This window comes from Micromonospora sp. NPDC047740, from assembly GCF_043204735.1.
Lineage (GTDB): Bacteria > Actinomycetota > Actinomycetes > Mycobacteriales > Micromonosporaceae > Micromonospora.
Genome location: NZ_JBIDCT010000003.1, coordinates 365,853 through 385,658 on the forward strand (window position 1 = coordinate 365,853; position 19,806 = coordinate 385,658).

Below are 19,806 nucleotides of genomic sequence, written 5' to 3' on the forward strand. Positions count from 1 at the left end.
GATGGACACCCACTTCGATCCCCGGGAACTCCCCTACCGGCTGCGGCTCACGGGTCAGGCGACGTTGAGGTGGATGTTGCCGATCCGGGCGGTGAAAGGCGCTGCCCTTGAGGCGATCGACCAGGGGATGGGCAGGTCAGTCGATCCCGACCCGAACTTTGGCCTCGGCCTCCGTCCGGGTGTGGCGGGCGCTGATCGCGCTCATCGCCCAGCCGGCCGCCGCGAACCCGGCCGCCGCCACCCCGCCGATCACCACGAGCCGCCACGCCGACTCGGTCAGCGCCCGGCCGCCCAGATGCCCGACCAGGCTGCCGTACGTCGCCCAGCCCGTCGCCGCCAAGGTCTCGTAGAGCAGGAAGAGTCGGTAGGGGTAGCGGCTGCGCCCGGCCGAGAAGCAGGCGGCCATCCGGCCGCCCGGCACGAAGCGGCAGAGCAGGATCACCAGTGGTCCCGGCTCGCGCAGCCCGCGGGTGGCCCGGGCCACGGCCCGGCGGGCCCGGCTGGGCATCGCGTGTCGGGGTGCCCGGCGGTCCGGTGCGGTCCGGCCGAGCAGGTAGCAGGCGAGATCGCCGGCGATGACGCCGAGCGCGCCGACGGTGATGGTGAGCGGCAGGCTGAGCCCGCCGTACACGGTCAGCGCGCCGGTGGTGATCATGACGACCTGGGTCGGCACGACCGGCACGAAGGCGTCGGCGATCAGCAACCCCAACAGCACGGCGTACGCCCACGTCGGCGATGCGACGTCAGCGATGAGTTCGGGCAAGATCGCCACCTCGCCGGATTCCCCCGTTCGATCGCACCGAGCCTGATGGCATGTCCCGCGTCACGCCGGGGTGCCCGGACCGGTGGTGACCCGTGGCACGACAGGGCCACCCGTGGACAACGATTCGGGGCCGGCGAATGTGACGCTTCCCCGGCGTGGCGCTGGCCACCCCGGCGGGCGGCGGATCGGCGGTCACCGGCGTACCGTTGTCGGGACGCGGCCGCGTGGACGTCGGATCCCCCGTTTCCGGCGTCCGGGCCGTCGCGGGTCGCCGGCAGGTCCCGTGCCGGCGACCCGCCCCCGCTCCCCGCAGAGCTCGCGTGGCGGGGCGGCGCCGCGCCTCGCCGTCATCGCCCAGTCCGCGCGGGCGCTAAATCCGGGTGCGCGAACCGATCCGTCGCGCGTACGGTCGCCGCATGCGCAGCGCGGTGGTGACCACGACGCCGGGAATCCCCGGCGCGCCGCACTGACGTATCCGTCGACGAGGCCCCGGGGCGAACCGCCCCGGGGCCTCGCGGCGTTCCGGGCCAGCTCGCCTCCGGGTCGTACCCGATCAAGGAGGGCGACATGATCGACCACCGCAGGCTCGGCCGGGAGCTGGAGCTGTTCGTCTCCGATCCCCTGTCGGGGGCCGGGCTGCCCATCTGGCTGCCGGCCGGCGCTGCCGCCCGGCACGCCGTCGAGGAGTACGTGCGGGACCTGGAGCGCCGGGCCGGCTACCGGCACGTCTACTCCCCGCCGCTGGGCAAACGGGAGCTGTTCGAGCTGTCCGGGCATCTCGGCTACTTCGCCGACGACATGTTCCCGCCGATGCGGCTGTCCGCCGACGACGAGTTCGTGCTCCGGCCGGCGCTCTGCCCGCACCACGCGCTGGTCTTCCGGGCACGGGGTCGCTCCTACCGGGAGTTGCCGCTGCGCGTCGCCGAGCTGGGCGGGATGTACCGGGCGGAGCGCTCCGGGGTGCTCGGCGGGCTCTCCCGGGTCCGCGCCATCTCGCTCAACGACGCGCACAACTTCTGCGCCTTGGACCAGGTCGGCGACGAGGTACGCGAGATTCTGCGGCTGATCGGCGAGGCGCACGCCGCGCTCGGCGTCCGGCCGGCCGGGTTCCGGCTGTCGCTGCGCGGGCCGGGGGAGAAGTACGTCGGCGACGATGCCCAGTGGGTGCGGGCCGAGGAGCTGCTCCGCGCCGCGCTCGACGGGGTGGACTTCACCGAGGGGCCCGGCGAGGCGGCCTTCTACGGCCCGAAGATCGACATCCAGGTCGTCGACGCGGCCGGCCGGGAGTCGACCATCTCCACCATCCAGCTCGACTTCGACAAGCCGGAGCGGTTCGAGCTGTCGTACACCGACGCGGACGGCAGCCGCAAGCGGCCGGTGATGGTGCACCGGAGCCTGGTCGGCAGCATGGAACGACTCTTCGCGTACCTGATCGAGGTGCACGCCGGCGCCTTCCCGGCCTGGTACGCGCCGGTGCAACTGGTGCTGCTCCCGGTGGACGACGGCCAGGCGGACGCCGTCGGCGACCTGGCCCGGCGGGCCGAGGCGGACGGCCTCCGCGTCGAGGTCGACCACGCCGGCTCGCTGGGTGCCCGGATCCGCGACGCGGCCCGCCGGAAGGTGCCGTACCTCGGGGTGGTCGGTCCCCGGGAGGCGGCCGACGGGTCGGTGTCCCTGCGGCTGCGCGACGGCCGCGGGCTCGACCCGATGCCGGTGCCCCAAGCGCTGGGGCTGATCGGGAGGGTGGTCGCCGCCCGCTCGGCCGACCTGCTGCCCGGGGCCTGACGCCCGGCCGGCCGGCCCCCGCCTCGCGGCGGGGGCCGGACCCGGGCCGGCTGATCCGTCCACCGTCAGCTCCGGGCCGGCGCGCCGGCCGGGACCGGCCCCTCGTCATCGACCGCGGCGCCGCTGAACTGCGACCGGTACAGCCGGGCGTACGCCCCGTCGGCGGCGAGGAGTTGGTCGTGCGCGCCCTGCTCGACGATCCGGCCGTTCTCCATCATCAGGATCAGGTCCGCGTCGCGGATGGTGGAGAGCCGGTGCGCGATGACGAAGCTGGTCCGGTCCGAGCGCAGCGCCGCCATGGCCCGCTGGAGCAGCACCTCCGTCCGGGTGTCCACCGAGCTGGTCGCCTCGTCCAGGATCAGCAGCGACGGCTCGGCGAGGAACGCCCGGGCGATGGTGATGAGCTGCTTCTCACCGGCGCTGACGTTGCTGCCCTCCTCGTCGATCACGGTGTCGTACCCGTCGGGGAGGCTGCGGACGAACCGGTCCACGAAGGTGGCCCGGGCCGCCGCCAGGATCTCCTCCTCGGTGGCTTCCGGCCGCCCGTACGCGATGTTGTCCCGGATGGTGCCGCCGAAGAGCCAGGTGTCCTGGAGCACCATGCCGATCCGGCTGCGCAGCTGCTCCCGGGGCATCGCGGTGATGTCCATCCCGTCGAGGGTGATCCGGCCGGCGTCCAGCTCGTAGAACCGCATGATCAGGTTGACCAGGGTGGTCTTGCCGGCGCCGGTCGGGCCGACGATGGCCACCGTGTGACCGGGCTCGGCGACCAGCGACAGGTCGTCGATCAGCGGCTTGTCCGGGTCGTACCGGAAGGAGACGTGCTCGAACTCGACCCGGCCGGTGACCCGGGCCGGTAGGGCCCGGTCGGGGGCCTGCTCCTCGGCGTCGAGCACCTCGAAGACCCGTTCGGCGGAGGCCACTCCGGACTGGAGCAGGTTCGCCATCGAGGCGACCTGGGTGAGCGGCTGGGTGAACTGCCGCGAGTACTGGATGAACGCCTGCACGTCGCCGAGGCTCATCGACCCGGAGGCCACCCGCAGCCCGCCGACCACGGCGATCGCGACGTAGCTGAGGTTCCCGACGAACATCATCGCCGGCATGATGATCCCGGAGATGAACTGGGCCCCGAAGCTGGCTTTGAACAGCTCGTCGTTCTTGGCCTCGAAGTCGGCCTGCACCTCGCGCTGCCGGCCGAAGACCTTGACCAGCTCGTGACCGGTGTACGCCTCCTCGATCAGGCCGTTCAGCTCACCGGTGTGCCGCCACTGGGCGATGAACCTGCGCTGCGAGCGCTTGGCGATCTGCTGCGTGACAATCACCGACAGCGGCACCGCCACCAGGGCGACCAGGGCCAGCAGCGGCGAGATCCAGAACATCATCGCCAGTACGCCGACCACGGTCAGCAGTGCGCTGAGCAACTGGCTGAGCGTCTGCGACAGGGTCTGTGAGATGTTGTCGATGTCATTGGTGACCCGACTGAGCAGCTCGCCTCGGGGCTGCCGGTCGAAGTAGGGCAGCGGCAGCCGGTTGAGTTTCTCCGCCACGTCGGCGCGCAGCCGCAGCACGGTCCGCTGCACCACCCCGTTGAGCAGCCAGCCCTGCCACCACATCAGCAGGCTGGCGCCCAGGTAGAGGGCGAGCGCCAGCGTGAGCGTGCGGCCCAGCGCGGTGAAGTCGATGCCTGCCCCGGGCACCACGTCCATCCGGGCCAGCATGTCGGCGTAGTTGTCGTGGCCGGCCGCCCGGGCCGCGGCCACCGCCTGCTCCGTGGTGAGGCTGGCGGGGATCTGGCGGCCCATCACCCCGCTGAAGATCAGGTCGGTGGCGTGGCCGAGGATCTTCGGACCGACCACGCTCGCCCCGACGCTCGCCAGCGCCAGGGTGATGATCGCCGCCAGCTGCAGGCGGTGCGGCCGCAGGCGACCCAGCAGCCGCCGGGCTGAGGGCCCGAAGTTCATCGACTTCTCCGCCGGCATGGCGGCACCCATCCACGGCGGGCCGCCGCCGGGGCGCCGCCCCGCCGGGGGCAGCCGGTTCGGCGGCCCGCCGGGGCCCTTGCCGCCGGGGCCCTTCCCGCCGGGCCCGGGCCCGCCAGGGCCCATTCCGCCCGGGCCCTGCCCGTGGGGGCCATGGCCGTTGGGTCCCTGGCCATTGGGGCCCTGGCCGCCGGCGGCCGGCTTCTGCTCGGGTACGGCGGTCATGCCCTCACCTCGCTCCGCTCGGCGCCGCCATGACCGGTGGCACTGAGCTGGCTGATTCGCTCGCTGCGCTCGCTCATGCCGTCACCTCCGCCGTCTGCTGGGACGCCACGATCTCGGCGTAGGTCGGGCAGGTGTGCAGTAGTTCCTCGTGTCGTCCCATCCCGACGACGCCCCCGTCCTCGAGCACGATGATCTGATCGGCGTCGACGATCGTGGAGACCCGTTGGGCCACGATCACCACCGCCGCGTCCGCGGTGACCGGCTTCAGCGCGGCCCGCAGCCGGGCGTCGGTGCCGAGGTCGAGCGCCGAGAACGAGTCGTCGAAGAGGTAGATCTCCGGCTTGCGGACCAGCGCCCGGGCGATCGCCAGCCGCTGCCGCTGGCCGCCGGAGACGTTCGTGCCGCCCTGCGCGATCGGCGCGTCCAGCCCGCCCGGCATCTCCGCGACGAAGTCCCGGGCCTGGGCGATCTCCAGCGCCGCCCAGAGTTCGGCGTCGGTGGCGTCCGGGTTGCCGTACCGCAGGTTGCTGGCGACCGTGCCGGTGAACAGGTACGGCCGCTGCGGCACCAGTCCGATCCGGCGCCACACCTCGTCCAGTTCCATCAGCCGCACGTCCATCCCGTCGACCAGCACCGCGCCGTCGGTGGGGTCGACCAGCCGGGGGATGAGCGAGAGCAGGGTGCTCTTGCCGGCGCCGGTGGACCCGATGATGGCCGTGGTCCGGCCGGGGCTGGCCCGGAACGAGACGTCGTGCAGCACCGGCGCGCTCGCCCCCGGGTACTGGAAGCCGACCCGGCGCAGTTCCAGTTCGGCGGGCCTGGTCATCGCGAGCATCGGCTCGGCCGGCGGTGTCACCGAGGATTCGGTGTCCAGCACCTCGACGATCCGCTCGGCGCACACCGCCGCGCGCGGCACCATCATCAGCATGAAGGTGGCCATCATGACCGCCATCAGGATCTGCATGAGGTACTGCAGGAAGGCGGTCAGCGCGCCGATCTGGATCTGCCCGGCGTCGACCCGCTCCGCGCCGAACCAGAGCACCGCGACGCTGGAGACGTTCAGCACCAGCATGACCACCGGGAAGATCAGCGCCTGGAGCCGGCCGACGCGCAGGGCGGTGGCGGTGAGGTCGGCGTTCGCGGTGCCGAACCGCTTCGTCTCGTACGGCTCGCGGACGAACGCCCGGACCACCCGGATGCCGCTGATCTGCTCGCGCAGCACGCGGTTGACCGTGTCGATCCGGGTCTGCATGAGCCGGAAGCCCGGCACCATCCGCCGGATGATCAGGCCCAGCGCGATCGCCAGGACCGGCACGCAGACCAGCATCAGCCAGGAGAGCCCGACGTCCTCGCGCAGCGCCATGACCACGCCGCCGACGCTCATGATCGGCGCGGCGACCAGCATGGTGCAGCTCAGCAGCACGAGCATCTGCACCTGCTGCACGTCGTTGGTGTTCCGGGTGATCAGCGAGGGGGCGCCGAACCGGGCCACCTCGCGGGCCGAGAAGCGGTTGACGTGGCGGAAGATGCCGGCCCGGACGTCCCGGCCGAACCCCATCGCGGTCTTCGCGCCGAGATACACGGCGATGATCGAGCAGGCGATCTGAAGCAGGCTGACGAGCAGCATCCAGCCGCCCGTACGCATGATCTGGTCGGTGTCGCCCAGGGCCACGCCACGGTCGATGATGTCGGCGTTGAGGCTCGGCAGGTAGAGCGAAGCCATCGTGCCGACGAACTGGAACGCCACCACCGCGGCCAGCAACCGCCGGTACGGGCGCAGGTGCGTGCGGAGCAGGCGGATCAGCACGGATGGCTCCCCGATGGGTTCTCGGTGTTGGGTTCGCTGTCCCGGTTCAACCGGCGAAGGTCCCCATCGGACATGGTCGTGATGATTTCCGTGAGAAATTCCCGCACCACCGCCTTCTTCGCGGGGTCGGCGTCGACCGAGGTGAGCGGGCGGTCGCTGTGGATGAGGTCGATGATGGCGAGGGCCTGCTTCCGGCCCTTGTCGGTCAGGGTGAGCTGGACGCTGCGCCGGTCGTTCGGGTCCCGCTGCCGCGCGACGAAACCGTCGCGTTCGAGTGTGTCGACGATGCCGGTGAGCGTGGCCGGTCGGACGAAGCATCGTTCGGCCATTTCCCGGTGGCTGCTGTCGCCGGCTCGGAGCAGGATGAGCAGCACCCGCATGCCGGCGGAGGTGAGCCCGTGGTGCTCGGCGAGGTAGCGCCCCCAGTGCTGCTCGACCACGTGGCCGGCGATCGAGATCAGCCGGCCGAGCGGCGCGTGCTGCAGCGCGTCGGGGAAGCGGACGATCGGTCCCGTGTTCACGGGCGCTAGATTAGCCCCCGGATCGTCAGGTCCCAAACTAATTTCCCCGGGCCGGGGTGGCACTGCGCGGCCGGGTCGCCGTCCTGGCCACGGCCTCCGCCGACCCGGAGCGGGACGCGCTCGCCGCGTGGTCGATCGGGCACGGCTTCGTCACCCTCTGGCTGGCCGGCGCGCTGCCGCCCAACGCCGGCCCGGACCCGGAATCCGCCGCCCGGTCGGTGATCCGCCGCCTCTTCGAGTAACCCCACCGGAGGTGCGGCCCGCAGTCGTTGATCAAGAGGTTTGCGTCGGCCCCTGGGCTTCCGGCGACGAAACCTCTTGATCAACTGCGGATCCGAGGGGAGTTACCAGCTTGTCGGCAGCGGCATGCCCTCGGTGTAGCCGGCGGCGCTCTGCACGCCGACCAGGGCGCGCTCGTGGAACTCCTCCAGGTTGCGGGCGCCGGCGTAGGTGAAGGAGCTGCGGACTCCGGAGATGATCTCGTCGATCAGGTCCTCCACGCCCGGCCGCTCCGGGTCGAGGTACATCCGGGCCGAGGAGATGCCCTCCTCGAAGATCGCCTTCCGGGCCCGGTCGTACGCGCTGTCCTCGCCGGTCCGGGCGCTGACCGCCCGGGCCGACGCCATGCCGAAGCTCTCCTTGTAGCGCCGGCCGTCGGCTTCGGTGTAGAGGTCGCCCGGGGACTCGTAGGTGCCGGCGAACCAGGAACCGATCATCACGTTCGAGGCGCCCGCCGCCAGGGCCAGCGCCACGTCCCGCGGGTGGCGTACGCCGCCGTCGGCCCAGACGTGCCGGCCCAGCCTGCGCGCCGCCGCGGCGCAGTCGAGCACCGCCGAGAACTGCGGCCGGCCGACGCCGGTCATCATCCGGGTGGTGCACATCGCGCCCGGTCCGACGCCGACCTTCACGATGTCGGCGCCCGCCTCGATCAGGTCCCGTACGCCGTCGGCGGTGACCACGTTGCCGGCCGCGACGGGAACCGCCGGGTCGAGCTTGCGGACCGCCCGCAGCGCGGAGATCATCCGCTCCTGGTGGCCGTGCGCGGTGTCCACCACGAGGGTGTCCACCCCGGCCTCCAGCAGCGCGGCGGCCTTGCCGGTCACGTCGCCGTTGATCCCCACCGCCGCCGCGATCCGTAGCCGGCCGCGGTCGTCCACCGCCGGCTTGTAGAGCGTGGCGCGCAGCGCGCCCTGCCGGGTCAGCACGCCGACCAGCCGTCCCTCGGCGTCCACCACGGGGGCGAGCCGGCGCCGGCCCGCGGAGAGCCGGTCGAAACCGGTACGCGGGTCCGCGTCGGCCGGCACGGTGTGCAGTTCGGTCGACATCACGTGCCGGAGCTGGGCGAAGCGGTCGACGCCCACGGTGTCCGCCTCGGTGACCACGCCGACCGGGCGGCCGGCCTCGTCGACCACGATCACCGCGCCGTGCGCGCGCTTCGGCAGCAGGTGGATCGCGTCGCCGACGGTCTCGGTGGGGCCGAGGGTGATCGCCGTGTCGTGCACCAGGTGCCGTTGCTTGACCCAGGCGACGACGTTGGCCACCACCTCGATCGGGATGTCCTGGGGGATCACCGCGATGGCGCCGCGCCGGGCCACCGTCTCGGCCATCCGCCGGCCGGCGACCGCCGTCATGTTCGCCACCACCAGCGGAATGGTGGTGCCGGTGCCGTCGGCCGTGGCCAGGTCGACGTCCAGCCGGGAACCCACCTCGGAACGGTTGGGCGCCATGAAGACGTCGTTGTAGGTCAGGTCGTGCGCGGGGACCGCGCCATGAAGGAACCGCACCGGAACATCATTCCCGCCAGCACCCGTCCGTGCTCGCGATGGTCACGGAAAACACCCCCGGTCGGTTGGGTGGCGGGTCAGCCGAGCAGCAGCGCCGCGGCGATCACGGTCATCACGACGGCGACCGCGCCGTCCAGCACCCGCCAGGCGGCGGTACGCGCGAGCAGCGGCGCCAGTCGGTGCGCCGCGCCGCCGAGCGCGGTGAACCAGACCACGCTGGCCAGCGCCGCGCCGCCGCCGAACGCCCAGCGCTGCTCGTACTGCTGGGCCACGCCGCCGAGGAGCAGCACGGTGTCCAGGTAGACGTGCGGGTTGAGGTAGGTGAAGGCGAGGCAGGCCAGCACGGTCGCCCGAAGGGTGACCGGCGGGCGATCGGTGGGGGTGAGGGTGCCGGGGCGCAGCGCCCGGCGGGCGGCGAGCACGGCGTACCCGAGCAGGAAGGCGGCCCCGGTCCAGCGGATGGCGGTCAGCAGGCCCGGCCGGTCCGCCACGGCCGTGCCGAGACCGGCGATGCCCGCCGCGATGAGCAGAGCGTCCGAGGCGGCGCAGGCGACCACCACGGGAAGCACGTGCTCCCGGCGTAGCCCCTGACGGAGCACGAAGGCGTTCTGCGCGCCGATGGCGACGATCAGCGCGAGTGAGACGGAGAACCCGGCGGCGGCGGAGGGGAGCAGGTCAGGCACGGGTCCGACGCTAGAGAACGGTGCCTGTGCAGTCCAACTAATCTTTCTGATGCTTCGTAAGCTTGCCTTATGGAAGGACTCGACACCGCCCAACTCCGCACCCTGGCCGCGGTGGTCGGCGAGGGCAGCTTCGAGGGCGCGGCGCGCGTCCTGCACGTCACCCCGTCGGCGGTGAGCCAGCGGATCCGCGCGCTGGAGGAGGTCGTCGGGCAGGTGCTGGTCCGGCGCAGCCGCCCCTGTCAGGCGACCGGCGCGGGCCAACCGCTGCTCCGGCTGGCCGTCCAGTTGACCCTGCTCGAACGGGAGGCGCTCGCCGAGGCGTGCGGGGCGGTGGACGGGACGGCCGGGCCCATCCGGGTCCCGGTGGTGGTCAACGCCGACTCGCTGGCCACCTGGTTCGTGCCCGCGCTGGCCCGGGTGCCGGGCGAGCTGGCCGTCTGCTTCGACGTACGCCAGGACGACCAGGACCACACCGCCGAGCTGCTGCGCGACGGTGCGGTGCTGGCGGCGGTGACCGCCCAGCGGGAGCCGGTCCAGGGCTGCCGGGTACGCCCGCTCGGCGCGATGCGCTACCGGGCGCTCGCCGCCCCGGCGCTGGTCGCCCGCTGGTTCCCCGACGGGCTGACAGCCGAGGCATTGGCCGCGGCGCCGATGCTCGTCTTCGACCGGAAGGACCAGGTCCAGCACCGCTTCCTGCGGTCGGTGACCGGCCGGGAGCTCGACCCGCCGGTGCACCACGTGCCCTCGGTGCCCGCGTTCAGCGAGACGATCCGGCGCGGCCTCGCCTGGGGGCTGGTCCCGGAGCGGTTGGCCGAGGCGGACCTGGCCGACGGCGCCTGCGTCGACCTCGACCCGGGACGGCACGTCGACGTGCCGCTGTACTGGCAGCACTGGCGGCTGGAGTCACGCGTGCTCGGCGCGCTGACCGACGCGGTCCGCGCGGAGGCGGCCGTCGCGCTCCGCTGAGCCGGCCGGGCTGCGCGATGAGGAGGGGCCACGCGCTGAGGGCGCCCCTCCTGCCGCTCAGGCGATGGTGCAGATCGGGGCGCCGGCGGTGATGACCGCGCCCACCTCGGCGGCGAGGCCGCTGACCGTGCCCGCCTTGTGGGCGTGCAGCGGCTGCTCCATCTTCATCGCCTCCAGCACGACGACCAGGTCGCCCTCGGCAACGGTGTCCCCGTCCGCGACGGCGATCTTGACGATGGTGCCCTGCATGGGGGAGGTGAGGGTGTCGCCGCTGACCGCCGCGCCGGCCTTGGCGCCACCGCCCCGGCGGGCCGGCTTCTTGGCGGCGGGCGCGGCGGCGGCCGTACCCGCGCCGAGGCCGGCGGGGAGGCTGACTTCCAGCCGCTTGCCACCCACCTCGACCACGACGGTCTCGCGCTCGGTCGGGCCCTCGACGGTGCCGGCGGGCGCGGTGAAGGCCGGCACGGTGTTGTCGAACTCGGTCTCGATCCACCGGGTGTGGACGGTGAACGGCTCGGCGGTGAACGCCGCGTCCCGGACCACCAGGCGGTGGAAGGGCAGCGCGGTGGCCATGCCCTCGACCACCATCTCGTCCAGCGCCCGGCGGGCCCGCTCCAGCGCCTCGGTACGCGTCTCGCCCGTGATGATCACCTTGGCGAGCAGCGAGTCGAAGTTGCCGCCGATCACGTCGCCGGCCGAGATGCCGGTGTCCACCCGGACGCCCGGACCGGTCGGCAGCCGCAGCGCGGTGATGGTGCCCGGGGCGGGCAGGAAGTTGCGGCCCGGGTCCTCGCCGTTGATCCGGAACTCGATCGAGTGCCCGCGCGGGGTCGGGTCCTCGGTGAAGCGCAGCTTCTCGCCGTCGGCGATGCGGAACTGCTCGCGGACCAGGTCGATGCCGGCGGTCTCCTCGGTGACCGGGTGCTCGACCTGGAGCCGGGTGTTGACCTCCAGGAAGGAGATGGTGCCGTCGGTGCCGACCAGGTATTCCACCGTGCCGGCGCCGTGGTAGCCGGCCTCCCGGCAGATCGCCTTGGCGCTGGCGTGGATCTGGGTGCGCTGCGCCTCGGTGAGGAACGGCGCGGGGGCCTCCTCGACCAGCTTCTGGTGCCGGCGCTGCAGCGAGCAGTCCCGCGTGCCCACCACGATCACGTTGCCGTGCTGGTCGGCGAGGACCTGCGCCTCGACGTGGCGGGGCTGGTCCAGGTATCGCTCGACGAAGCACTCGCCCCGGCCGAACGCGGCGACCGCCTCGCGGGTGGCCGACTCGAACAGGTGCGGGATCTCCTCCATGGTGCGGGCCACCTTGAGGCCGCGCCCGCCGCCGCCGAAGGCCGCCTTGATGGCGACCGGCAGGCCGTGGTCGACGGCGAAGGCCATCACCTCGTCGGCGCTGCCGACCGGGTCCGGGGTGCCGGGGACCAGGGGCGCCCCGGCGCGCTGGGCGATGTGCCGGGCGGTCACCTTGTCACCGAGGTCGCGGATCGCCTGCGGGGTCGGCCCGATCCAGGTCAGCCCGGCGTCGATGACGGCCTGGGCGAAGTCGGCGTTCTCCGAGAGGAAGCCGTAGCCGGGGTGCACCGCGTCGGCGCCGGACCTGGCCGCCACGTCGATCAGCTTGTCGATGCGCAGGTAGCTGTCCGCCGCGGTGTCGCCGCCCAGGGCGTACGCCTCGTCGGCGAGGGTGGCGTGCAGGGCGTCCCGGTCGGAGTCCGCGTAGACGGCGACGCTCCGCAGACCGGCGTCGCGGCAGGCGCGGATGACGCGTACGGCGATCTCGCCGCGGTTGGCGATGAGTACCTTGCGCACCTTGGTGGCTCCTCCCCGGAGGTCGATGCCGGGAGTTTATCGGCCGGCCTGGCGGCCCTAACGATCGCTCAGTGTGGGATGCGGCACTGTCGCACGGCCCCTTAGTCAAATTTGCTTATTACGCTTGTCCGGTGTCGGCAACGCGGATGATGATTCTGGGTCTGGTCAGGTGGATGCAGCCGGTGCACGGCTACGACGTACGCCGTGAGCTGCTGAGCTGGAGCGCGGACAAGTGGGCCAACGTGCAACCGGGGTCGATCTATCACGCGCTGCGCAAGCTCACCGACGAGGGGCTGCTGCGCGCGGTGTCGACCGAGCAGGTCGGCGCTCGTCCGGCCCGCACCACGTACGAGGTGACGGCCAAGGGGGTGGACGAGTTCGAGAGCCTGCTGCGCGCGCAGTGGTGGCAGCTCCACGAGGTGCCGGATCCGTTCGTGGCGGCCTTCTCCTTCCTGCCGGCCATGCCGCGGGACGAGGCGGCGGCGGCGCTGCGGAACCGGGCGAACCTGATCCGGGCCGGCATCGAGTCGATGCGTGCCTCGCTGGAGTCGGACTGGGTGCGCAACTCGAAGCCGGTGCACGTCGGCTGGATGTTCGAGCTGTGGCTGGCCCGGGCCGAGGCCGACATGGCCTGGTGCGCGCGGATCGCCGAGCGGATCGAGTCAGGAGTGTCGTACCTGCCCGCTTCCATTGAGCAGGCTGCGGAGTGGTCCGAGTGGAAGGACCGGGCGGCACCTCGGGACGACGACGCGAAATAATCAACGTTGACCACGCGAGCTATATCGCGTTAGTGTCGGCGTGAACCGCGGGGAGTGGTGTGTCCTCCCTGTGGACGATCGGTGGCCGGTCACGTCCGGCCCGGACGACCAGGAGCAGAGATGATCGAGACCAGGGGGCTGCGGAAGTCGTTCCGCTCCCGCGCGGGTCGCGAGACGAAGACCGTGGACGCGGTTCGGGGCGTCAACCTCGACGTCGCCGAGGGGGAGATCTTCGGCTTCCTCGGCCCGAACGGCGCCGGCAAGACCACCACGCTGCGGATGCTCGCCACGCTCATCGAGCCCGACGGTGGCGAGGCCACCATCGCCGGGGCGGACCTGCGCAAGGATCCGGCCGAGGTGCGCCGCCGGATCGGCTACGTGGCCCAGGGCGGCAGCACCTGGGACGAGTCCACCGCCCGCGAGGAGCTGGTGCTGCATGCCCGGCTCTACGGCATCTCCAAGGCCGAGGCGCACCGCCGCGCCGCCCGCGCCCTGGACGCCTTCCAGCTCAGCGACTACGCGGACCGCAAGTGCAAGACCTACTCCGGCGGCCAGCGCCGGCGGGTCGAGATCGCGCTCGGCATCATCCACGAGCCGAAGATCGTCTTCCTGGACGAGCCGACCACCGGCCTGGACCCGCAGAGCCGGGCGCACATGTGGGACGAGATCCGCCGGCTGCGCGCCGAGGGGATGACGGTTTTCATCACCACGCACTACCTCGACGAGGCGGACGCGCTCTGCGACCGGATCGCGATCATGGACCACGGTGAGGTGGTCGCCGAGGGCACCCCGGCCGAGCTGAAGCGGGAGATCTCCGGCGAGGTGGTGCTCGTCGGCCTCGACGCCGCGGCCACCCCGCGCGCCGCCGAACTGCTCGACACCGAGGCGTACGTCAACAAGCTGGAGACCGTCGACGAGGGCGGCTTGCGTCTCTACGTCGACGAGGGGGCCACCGCCATCCCGCAGGTGTTGCGCCGCCTCGACGGCGCCGGACTGGACCTGCGCTCCATCGAGCTGCACCGCCCCAGCCTCGACGACGTCTTCCTCACCAAGACCGGCCGCTCGCTGCGCGAGTCCTGACCAACCGGAGAAGCTGTCATGAAATTCGCCCGCGACACCTGGCTGATCTTCCAGCGCCAGTTCCAGCTGCTGCTCCGCAACCCGGTCTGGCTCTTCGTCGGCGTCTTCCAGCCGGTGATGTACCTGCTGCTCTTCGCCCCGCTGCTCAAGGCGGCGCTGAACGCGCCGACCCAGGCCGCGGCGTACAAGATCTTCGTCCCCGGCCTGCTGGTGCTGCTGGCCATCTTCGGCGGCCTGTTCCAGGGCTTCGGCCTGATCGCCGAGCTGCGCGCCGGGGTCATCGAACGGTCCCGGGTCACCCCGGTCAGCCGGCTCGCCCTGCTGCTCGGCCGTTCGCTGCGGGACGTGGTCTCGCTGATCGCGCAGGCGATCATCATCACGCTGCTGGCGCTCCTGTTCGACCTGCGCGTCTTCATCGGCTACCTGCTGCTGGCGTACCTGATGCTGGCCCTGATCGCGCTGATGACCTCGGCCGTCTCCTACGGCGTCGCACTCAAGGTCAAGAGCGAGGACGCGCTCGCCCCGCTGATGAACACCGTCGCCCAGCCGGTGCTGCTGCTCTCCGGCATCCTGCTGCCGCTCGCCCTGGCCCCCGGCTGGCTCCAGGGCATCGCCAACTGGAACCCGTTCTCCTGGGCGGTCGACGGAGTCCGTGCGCTCTTCGCCGGTGACCTGAGCAACGACAAGGTCTGGCAGGGGCTGACGATCATCGCGGTGCTCGCCGTCGCCGGGGTGGTCTGGGCCGCGCGGCAGTTCGCCCGCAGCGTCCGCTGACCCGACGAGAGCTGCCTCTCACCAGAGGTGGGGCGCCGGCCCGACGCGCGTAGCGTAAGGCCAGTGCCCCACCTCAGCCGTGACAAGACGACCTGGTTGACCTATGCCCAGCTGGGGCTCTGGGGCTTCTTCCTCTACGGCTTCGGCCCGGTCGTACCGCTGCTCCGCGACGAACAGGGCACCAGCGCCGCCGTCGCCGGCCTGCACAGCACCGGCATCGCCGTCGGCGCGATCCTCGGCGGGGCCCTCTTCGCACCGGCCGCCCGCCGCCTCGGCCGCGGCCCGGCCACCTGGCTCGGCCTCGCCGGCGTGGCCGTCGGCGTCACCGCCCTCGGGCTGCTGCGCCCACTGCCCGCCACCCTCGCCGCCGTCGCGGTGATCGCGACCTTCGGCATGATGGTGATCAGTGGGGTCAGCGTGCTGCTCACCGCCCACCACGGGCCGGCCGCGTCCGCCGCGCTCACCGAGGCCAACGCCGTCGGCGCCGGCATGGGCATCCTCGCCCCGCTGGTCATCGGCGCCACCGTCAACGCCGGTCTGGGCTGGCGGCCGGTGCTGGCCGTCGAGGTCGGGCTGATCGCGCTGGTCGCCCTCGCCGCCCTGACCTTCCGGGTACGCCTGCCGAAGGGCGACCCCGCTGCCGCGGCTGCCGCCGACCCGGTCGGCGTGACCGCCCCGGCCGCCGCCGACCCGGTCATGCCCTCCTCGGCGGCCGATCCTGCGCTGGTCGCCCCGGCTCCCGCCGTACCGGACGAGCGTGCCGCTGGCCGGGCGGCGCACCGGCTGCCCCGGGCGTACTGGATCGCCTGGGTGCTCATGTCGGTCACCGGCTCGATCGAGGTGTGCCTGTCGCTCTGGACCGCCGACGTGCTGCGTACCCACGCCGGGCTCGGCGCCGGCGGCGCCTCGGCGGCCGTCGCCGCGATCGTCTGCGGGATGTTCGTCGGCCGAGTGGTCGGCGGCCGGTTCGCGCTGCGCTGGCCGCCGGTGCCGCTGCTGCTCGCCGCGCTGACCATCTCCCTGGTCGGGTTCCTCGTCTTCTGGTCCGCCCCGGTCGGCTGGCTGGCGGTCACCGGCCTGGTCGTGCTCGGGCTGGGCAACGCCCTGCACTACCCGCTGGCGCTCTCCATCGCCCTCGCCGCCGCCGGGCCGGGCGCGGACAAGGCGGCCGGCTGGTCGTCGTACTCGATGGGGGTGGGCTTCGGGATCGCGCCGGTCGCCCTCGGCTGGGTGGCCGACGGCATCGGACCGCACCTGGCCTTCCTGCTGCTGCCCGGCTTCATCGCCGCCGCCGTGCTGCTCACCCTGCGGCTCGGCCGGGCGCTGCGCGCCCCGGCCGCCACCCCCCAGCCGCTCGCCGCCTGACCGCCCCTCGTCGGCGTCGGCCCCCGTCGCCCTCGCTGCCGCCGGCCCAGTTCGCCGATATGGCGGTATCGCGGGCCGGCGGACACCGCGACTTCGCCGACCTCGCGTGCGCCGGCCCACGTCGCCGAGGTGGCGGTATCGCGGGGCGATGCACCACGGGAGCCGTCCAGTTCGCCGAGGTGGCGCTTTCCGGTGGGGCGGGACACCGCCAGCTCGGCGATCCGGCGGGTCGCGTCTCAGCGCACGCGGGCGAGGCTGACCCCGTCGGCGATGGGCAACATGACCACCTCGACGCGGACGTCGGCCAGAATCTCGTCGTTGAACGCGGCGATGGCCCGGTCGTCGGCATTCTCCGGGGCGAGCACCCGGCCACCGCGCAGGGTGTTGTCCACCGCGATGACCCCGCCCGGCCGCATCCGGGGCACCAGCTCGTCCCAGTACACCGGGTAGCCGACCTTGTCCGCGTCGATGAACGCGAGGTCGAGATGCCGCTCCTGCGGCAACTCCCGCAGCCGGTCCGCGGCCGGGCCGATCCGCAGGTCGATCCGGTCCTGCACACCGGCCCGCGCCCAGTACCGCCGGGCGATGCCGGTGTACTCCTCGGAGATGTCGAAGCAGGTCAGCCGGCCGCCGTCGGCGAGCCCGCGGGCGATCGCCAGCGCGGACAGCCCGGTGAACGTGCCCACCTCCACGGCCCGCCGCACGTCGAGCAGTCGGGTCAGGAAGGTCAGGAACGCGGCCTGCTCCGGCGCGACCTGCATGCCGGCCTGCTCCGGCAGGGCAGCCCGGGTCTCCTCGGTCAGTTCACGGACGATCTCGTCCGGCGCCGACCCGTGCGCGACGAGGTACGCGTGCAGTTCCGGAGTGAGCGGCAGCGGTTTGGTGGTCATGACCGGACGTTAACCGAGATGCTCGATCTCCTGGCCGCCAGGCGCCACCTTCGTCCACAGGTCGGTGACACTCAGCTCCAGTTCGCCGAGCAGACTGCGCAGCAGCGGCAGGCTCAACCCCACCACCGTGCCCGGGTCGCCCTCGATGCCGGTCAGGAACGCGCCGCCCAGCCCGTCGATGGTGAACGCCCCGGCCACCGCCAGCGGCTCGCCCGTCGCCACGTACGCGGCGATCTCCTCGTCGCTGATGTCCGCGAAATGCACTGTGGTCGACGCGACCGCCTCCGCCCGCGACTCGTGGCGCACGTCGATCAGGCAGTGCCCGGTGTGCAGTACCCCGCTACGCCCGCGCATCCGCTCCCAGCGGCGGGTGGCGTCCGCCGCGTCCGCCGGCTTGCCCAGAATCTCCCCGTCGAACGACAGCACCGAGTCGCAGCCGAGCACCAGCGTCCGCTCATCCGGCGTGACGCGCAGCCGACCCCGCACCGCCTGCGCCTTCAGCCGGGCCAACTCCAGGCACAACTCCTCCGCCCGGTCGCTGACCACCTGTGACTCGTCGACGCCGCTGACCAGCACGTCGGGTTCGATCCCGGCAGCCTGGAGCAGCTTGCGGCGGGCAGGGCTCTGCGAGGCGAGTACGAGGCGCAGTGGCATGGAGGTCGACACGTGAGCGACGCTACCGGCTGATCCGCGGCGGCGGGTCGTCGGCACGTCGACGCCGCCGCCACACGAGATAACCACCCCCCGCCGCCAGCAGGACGCCCAGCGTCGCCAAGCCACGCGCGGTCGCACCGCCGTCCCCGCCCTCATCCTCCGGCGCCGCCCTGGTCGGAACGGGCGCGGTCGCCGCCGTCGACCCGAAACCCACCGGGGGTACGTCCGCCGTGAGCGCCGCGACCAGGTCGATGACGCCGTAGCCGCACTCGTCGTCCCGGCCGGGCGGCCCCTTGTCGATCGCGGTGGCGGTCAGCCGGTGCGCGACCTCCTCAGCGGGGAGGTTGGGGTACTTGGACCGGATGAGCGCAGCGGCCCCGGCAACGATCGCTGTCGCATCAGAAGTGCCAGTCCCCACGCGATACGTGCCGTTGATGCTGGTGCTGTAGATATCGACAGCCGGCGCCACCACTTGGATCTCGGGGCCGGTAAGGGAGACGGCTGCGTGTGATCCATCCTTGTTGACCCCGCCCACGGCAATGACTCCGTCCTCAGAGGCCGGATACCCAACGAAGGCATCCTGGGGGCGATTACCGGCTGAGGCGACTACTACAACGTCCGCCATGATTGCCGCATTGACTGCCTTTATAAGTCTTTGGCTAGCGCCACCAACGCTTGAAATGCTGATGACTTTGGCTCCATGTGAGATCGCATATTTGATGCCGTCTGCAAGCACATCTGATTCGCCGTTTCCGTTAGCGGGCGTAACAATGATGGGCATGACATGGGCCTGGGGGGCGATGCCAAGGGCGCCCCGGTTGCCCTGGCCGCCTTTTGCTGCGATCAGCCCTGCCATGCCCGTCCCATGACCGTTAAGGTCGTCCTGGCCGTTGCCGTTTCCTCCTGCAACAAGATCGATGCCTCGTAGCAGATTAGGGGCCAAATCAGGATGAGCGTCGACACCTGTGTCCAGAACCGCTACGACAACGCCTTCGCCCTGGCTCAGGCGGTGAGCTTCTGCCGTACGCAGGAACTGCAAATGCCACTGGTTGCTGCGAATTCGATCGTTGGCCGACTCCCTGCCCATAGCAGTGGCAGGAGGAGGGGGCAGAAGTAGTGCTGCTATTGCGATGACAAGCGGCAGCCTCCGGTCTTTTCTCACCTGTCGAAGCCAATTGCGGGGCCAGGATCAATTGGCCCCTCCTCCTTAGGTGGCCGCATTATGGGATCAACGCCTTGGTCGGTTTCCCATGGATTGTGTGGATCCCAACCGCGGCCATTGTTGTGATCCGGCTCGCGGCGGCTAGTTTTTCCCGACGGGTAGTGGTCACCGGGAAAGGCGCCTACTGGTGGCGCTGGGTTGGCGCTGCCAAGTTGGGATGCGCGAGCGCCGCCTGGGCGGGATCCTGCTCCCCCAGTTGGTGAGGTGCCCGCAGATCCTCCGCCGATCACACCTCCCACCGGATTTACGCGTCGAGGGGATACGGGACTTCCCGGTTGGCCAGCAATTGGTCCGCGGGCGTTTCCGATGAGGCCACTGGGTGGGATTGAGGGGTGGTGAGAGGGCGAGCTGCTTGGTAGGGCCTTAGCGGCAGGTGGGTTGAGCCGGCCGGTATCCCTAGACCCTCCGCCGAGGGGATTCGTCGTGCTGCCTCGTCGCCCCGGCGCCGCAACTGGCGGCAGCGTTGGCGGTTGTCCGGGACCCAGGGAGGGAGACGCTGGAGGGATTGGCGACGTCAGACCAGAACTCCCGCCGCCAGGGCTCGGTGCCAGTCCTGATGCGACGCCTCCCAATACAGGTCCAGTTCCCAAGATAGGGCCGACGCTTGGCGTACTAGGTACTGGAATTGGTTTTGGGGGTCCTGCGGTGGCGGCGACAGGCAATTCGGTCGGCGGTCCGGTGGGCACCGGCACGACTGGGGGAATGATCGGGAAAGAACCTGCAGAGCCCCCGGGGGCATCG

General features: G+C 71.8%; 17 protein-coding genes. 7 read left to right on the top strand and 10 right to left on the bottom strand.

Translation table 11 applies throughout. The features are described 5' to 3' along the window. Positions 1–136 precede the first annotated feature (136 nt). Complete coding sequence (locus tag ACGF4F_RS08720) at positions 137–772, bottom strand: DedA family protein (RefSeq protein ID WP_393075951.1); 636 nt, start codon at positions 770–772, stop codon at positions 137–139. A 558-nt stretch (positions 773–1,330) separates the two neighbouring features. On the opposite strand from ACGF4F_RS08720, the gene thrS reads away from it, so the two are divergent. Next, positions 1,331–2,548, top strand: coding sequence for a threonine--tRNA ligase (gene thrS, locus ACGF4F_RS08725; protein ID WP_357437651.1), 1,218 nt, complete (start codon positions 1,331–1,333; stop codon positions 2,546–2,548). A 65-nt stretch (positions 2,549–2,613) separates the two neighbouring features. Here thrS and ACGF4F_RS08730 read toward each other — a convergent pair whose 3' ends face one another. The 3 genes from ACGF4F_RS08730 to ACGF4F_RS08740 form a co-directional block, all read right to left on the bottom strand. Beyond that, positions 2,614–4,539 (bottom strand): ABC transporter ATP-binding protein, encoded by a 1,926-nt coding sequence (locus ACGF4F_RS08730; RefSeq protein ID WP_357437900.1) that lies wholly within the window; start codon positions 4,537–4,539, stop codon positions 2,614–2,616. Positions 4,540–4,825: 286 nt separating this feature from the next. Then, the gene (locus ACGF4F_RS08735) at positions 4,826–6,559 is read right to left on the bottom strand and encodes an ABC transporter ATP-binding protein (protein WP_357437654.1); all 1,734 of its coding nucleotides are present in this window, start codon (positions 6,557–6,559) and stop codon (positions 4,826–4,828) included. Beyond that, entirely contained in the window at positions 6,553–7,080 is a 528-nt protein-coding gene (locus ACGF4F_RS08740) for a MarR family transcriptional regulator (protein ID WP_357437657.1), read from the bottom strand. The genes ACGF4F_RS08735 and ACGF4F_RS08740 overlap by 7 nt, the downstream gene beginning before the upstream one ends. A gap of 56 nt (positions 7,081–7,136) precedes the next feature. Between ACGF4F_RS08740 and ACGF4F_RS08745 the strand changes: the two genes are divergently transcribed. Then, the gene (locus tag ACGF4F_RS08745) at positions 7,137–7,322 is read left to right on the top strand and encodes a WHG domain-containing protein (protein WP_393075955.1); all 186 of its coding nucleotides are present in this window, start codon (positions 7,137–7,139) and stop codon (positions 7,320–7,322) included. Between the two features lie 102 nt (positions 7,323–7,424). On the opposite strand, the gene ACGF4F_RS08750 is transcribed toward ACGF4F_RS08745, so the two are convergent. Both ACGF4F_RS08750 and ACGF4F_RS08755 read right to left on the bottom strand, forming a co-directional pair. Then, positions 7,425–8,864 (bottom strand): GuaB1 family IMP dehydrogenase-related protein, encoded by a 1,440-nt coding sequence (locus tag ACGF4F_RS08750; protein WP_387421350.1) that lies wholly within the window; start codon positions 8,862–8,864, stop codon positions 7,425–7,427. Positions 8,865–8,941: 77 nt separating this feature from the next. Continuing rightward, the gene (locus ACGF4F_RS08755) at positions 8,942–9,538 is read right to left on the bottom strand and encodes a LysE/ArgO family amino acid transporter (RefSeq protein ID WP_393076100.1); all 597 of its coding nucleotides are present in this window, start codon (positions 9,536–9,538) and stop codon (positions 8,942–8,944) included. Positions 9,539–9,616: 78 nt separating this feature from the next. On the opposite strand from ACGF4F_RS08755, the gene ACGF4F_RS08760 reads away from it, so the two are divergent. Further along, complete coding sequence (locus tag ACGF4F_RS08760; protein ID WP_393075958.1) at positions 9,617–10,513, top strand: LysR family transcriptional regulator ArgP; 897 nt, start codon at positions 9,617–9,619, stop codon at positions 10,511–10,513. Positions 10,514–10,570: 57 nt separating this feature from the next. Here the strand turns inward: ACGF4F_RS08760 and ACGF4F_RS08765 are convergent, their stop codons facing one another. Beyond that, on the bottom strand, positions 10,571–12,322 hold the full coding sequence (locus ACGF4F_RS08765) for an acetyl/propionyl/methylcrotonyl-CoA carboxylase subunit alpha (protein WP_393075961.1): 1,752 nt from the start codon (positions 12,320–12,322) through the stop codon (positions 10,571–10,573). A 146-nt stretch (positions 12,323–12,468) separates the two neighbouring features. Here ACGF4F_RS08765 and ACGF4F_RS08770 point away from each other — a divergent pair, with 146 nt between their 5' ends. The 4 genes from ACGF4F_RS08770 to ACGF4F_RS08785 all read left to right on the top strand — a co-directional run bounded on the left by ACGF4F_RS08770 (position 12,469) and on the right by ACGF4F_RS08785 (position 16,299). After that, a complete protein-coding gene (locus ACGF4F_RS08770; RefSeq protein ID WP_393076103.1) occupies positions 12,469–13,080 on the top strand; it encodes a PadR family transcriptional regulator in 612 nt (203 codons plus the stop codon). Positions 13,081–13,200: 120 nt separating this feature from the next. Next, positions 13,201–14,160, top strand: a complete 960-nt coding sequence (locus tag ACGF4F_RS08775; protein WP_357437667.1) for an ATP-binding cassette domain-containing protein — start codon at positions 13,201–13,203, stop codon at positions 14,158–14,160. An 18-nt stretch (positions 14,161–14,178) separates the two neighbouring features. After that, positions 14,179–14,934, top strand: coding sequence for an ABC transporter permease (locus tag ACGF4F_RS08780; RefSeq protein WP_073839888.1), 756 nt, complete (start codon positions 14,179–14,181; stop codon positions 14,932–14,934). A 63-nt stretch (positions 14,935–14,997) separates the two neighbouring features. Next, a complete protein-coding gene (locus ACGF4F_RS08785; RefSeq protein ID WP_393075966.1) occupies positions 14,998–16,299 on the top strand; it encodes an MFS transporter in 1,302 nt (433 codons plus the stop codon). 236 nt (positions 16,300–16,535) lie between these two features. On the opposite strand, the gene ACGF4F_RS08790 is transcribed toward ACGF4F_RS08785, so the two are convergent. From ACGF4F_RS08790 to mycP, 3 genes are read right to left on the bottom strand one after another with little or no spacing between them, the layout of a single operon-like run. Then, on the bottom strand, positions 16,536–17,189 hold the full coding sequence (locus ACGF4F_RS08790) for an O-methyltransferase (RefSeq protein WP_393075969.1): 654 nt from the start codon (positions 17,187–17,189) through the stop codon (positions 16,536–16,538). A gap of 9 nt (positions 17,190–17,198) precedes the next feature. Then, the gene (locus ACGF4F_RS08795) at positions 17,199–17,855 is read right to left on the bottom strand and encodes a Maf family protein (protein ID WP_393075972.1); all 657 of its coding nucleotides are present in this window, start codon (positions 17,853–17,855) and stop codon (positions 17,199–17,201) included. Positions 17,856–17,865: 10 nt separating this feature from the next. Next, entirely contained in the window at positions 17,866–18,987 is a 1,122-nt protein-coding gene (mycP, locus tag ACGF4F_RS08800) for a type VII secretion-associated serine protease mycosin (RefSeq protein ID WP_393076106.1), read from the bottom strand. Positions 18,988–19,806 lie beyond the last annotated feature (819 nt).

Coding starts and splice junctions, on each gene's coding strand:
- thrS (WP_357437651.1), top strand. CDS start 1,331: ATGATCGACCACCGCAGGCTCGGCCGGGAGCTGGAGCTGTTCGTCTCC.
- ACGF4F_RS08730 (WP_357437900.1), bottom strand. CDS start 4,539: ATGGGTGCCGCCATGCCGGCGGAGAAGTCGATGAACTTCGGGCCCTCA.
- ACGF4F_RS08760 (WP_393075958.1), top strand. CDS start 9,617: ATGGAAGGACTCGACACCGCCCAACTCCGCACCCTGGCCGCGGTGGTC.
- ACGF4F_RS08770 (WP_393076103.1), top strand. CDS start 12,469: ATGATGATTCTGGGTCTGGTCAGGTGGATGCAGCCGGTGCACGGCTAC.
- ACGF4F_RS08775 (WP_357437667.1), top strand. CDS start 13,201: ATGATCGAGACCAGGGGGCTGCGGAAGTCGTTCCGCTCCCGCGCGGGT.
- ACGF4F_RS08780 (WP_073839888.1), top strand. CDS start 14,179: ATGAAATTCGCCCGCGACACCTGGCTGATCTTCCAGCGCCAGTTCCAG.
- ACGF4F_RS08790 (WP_393075969.1), bottom strand. CDS start 17,189: ATGACCACCAAACCGCTGCCGCTCACTCCGGAACTGCACGCGTACCTC.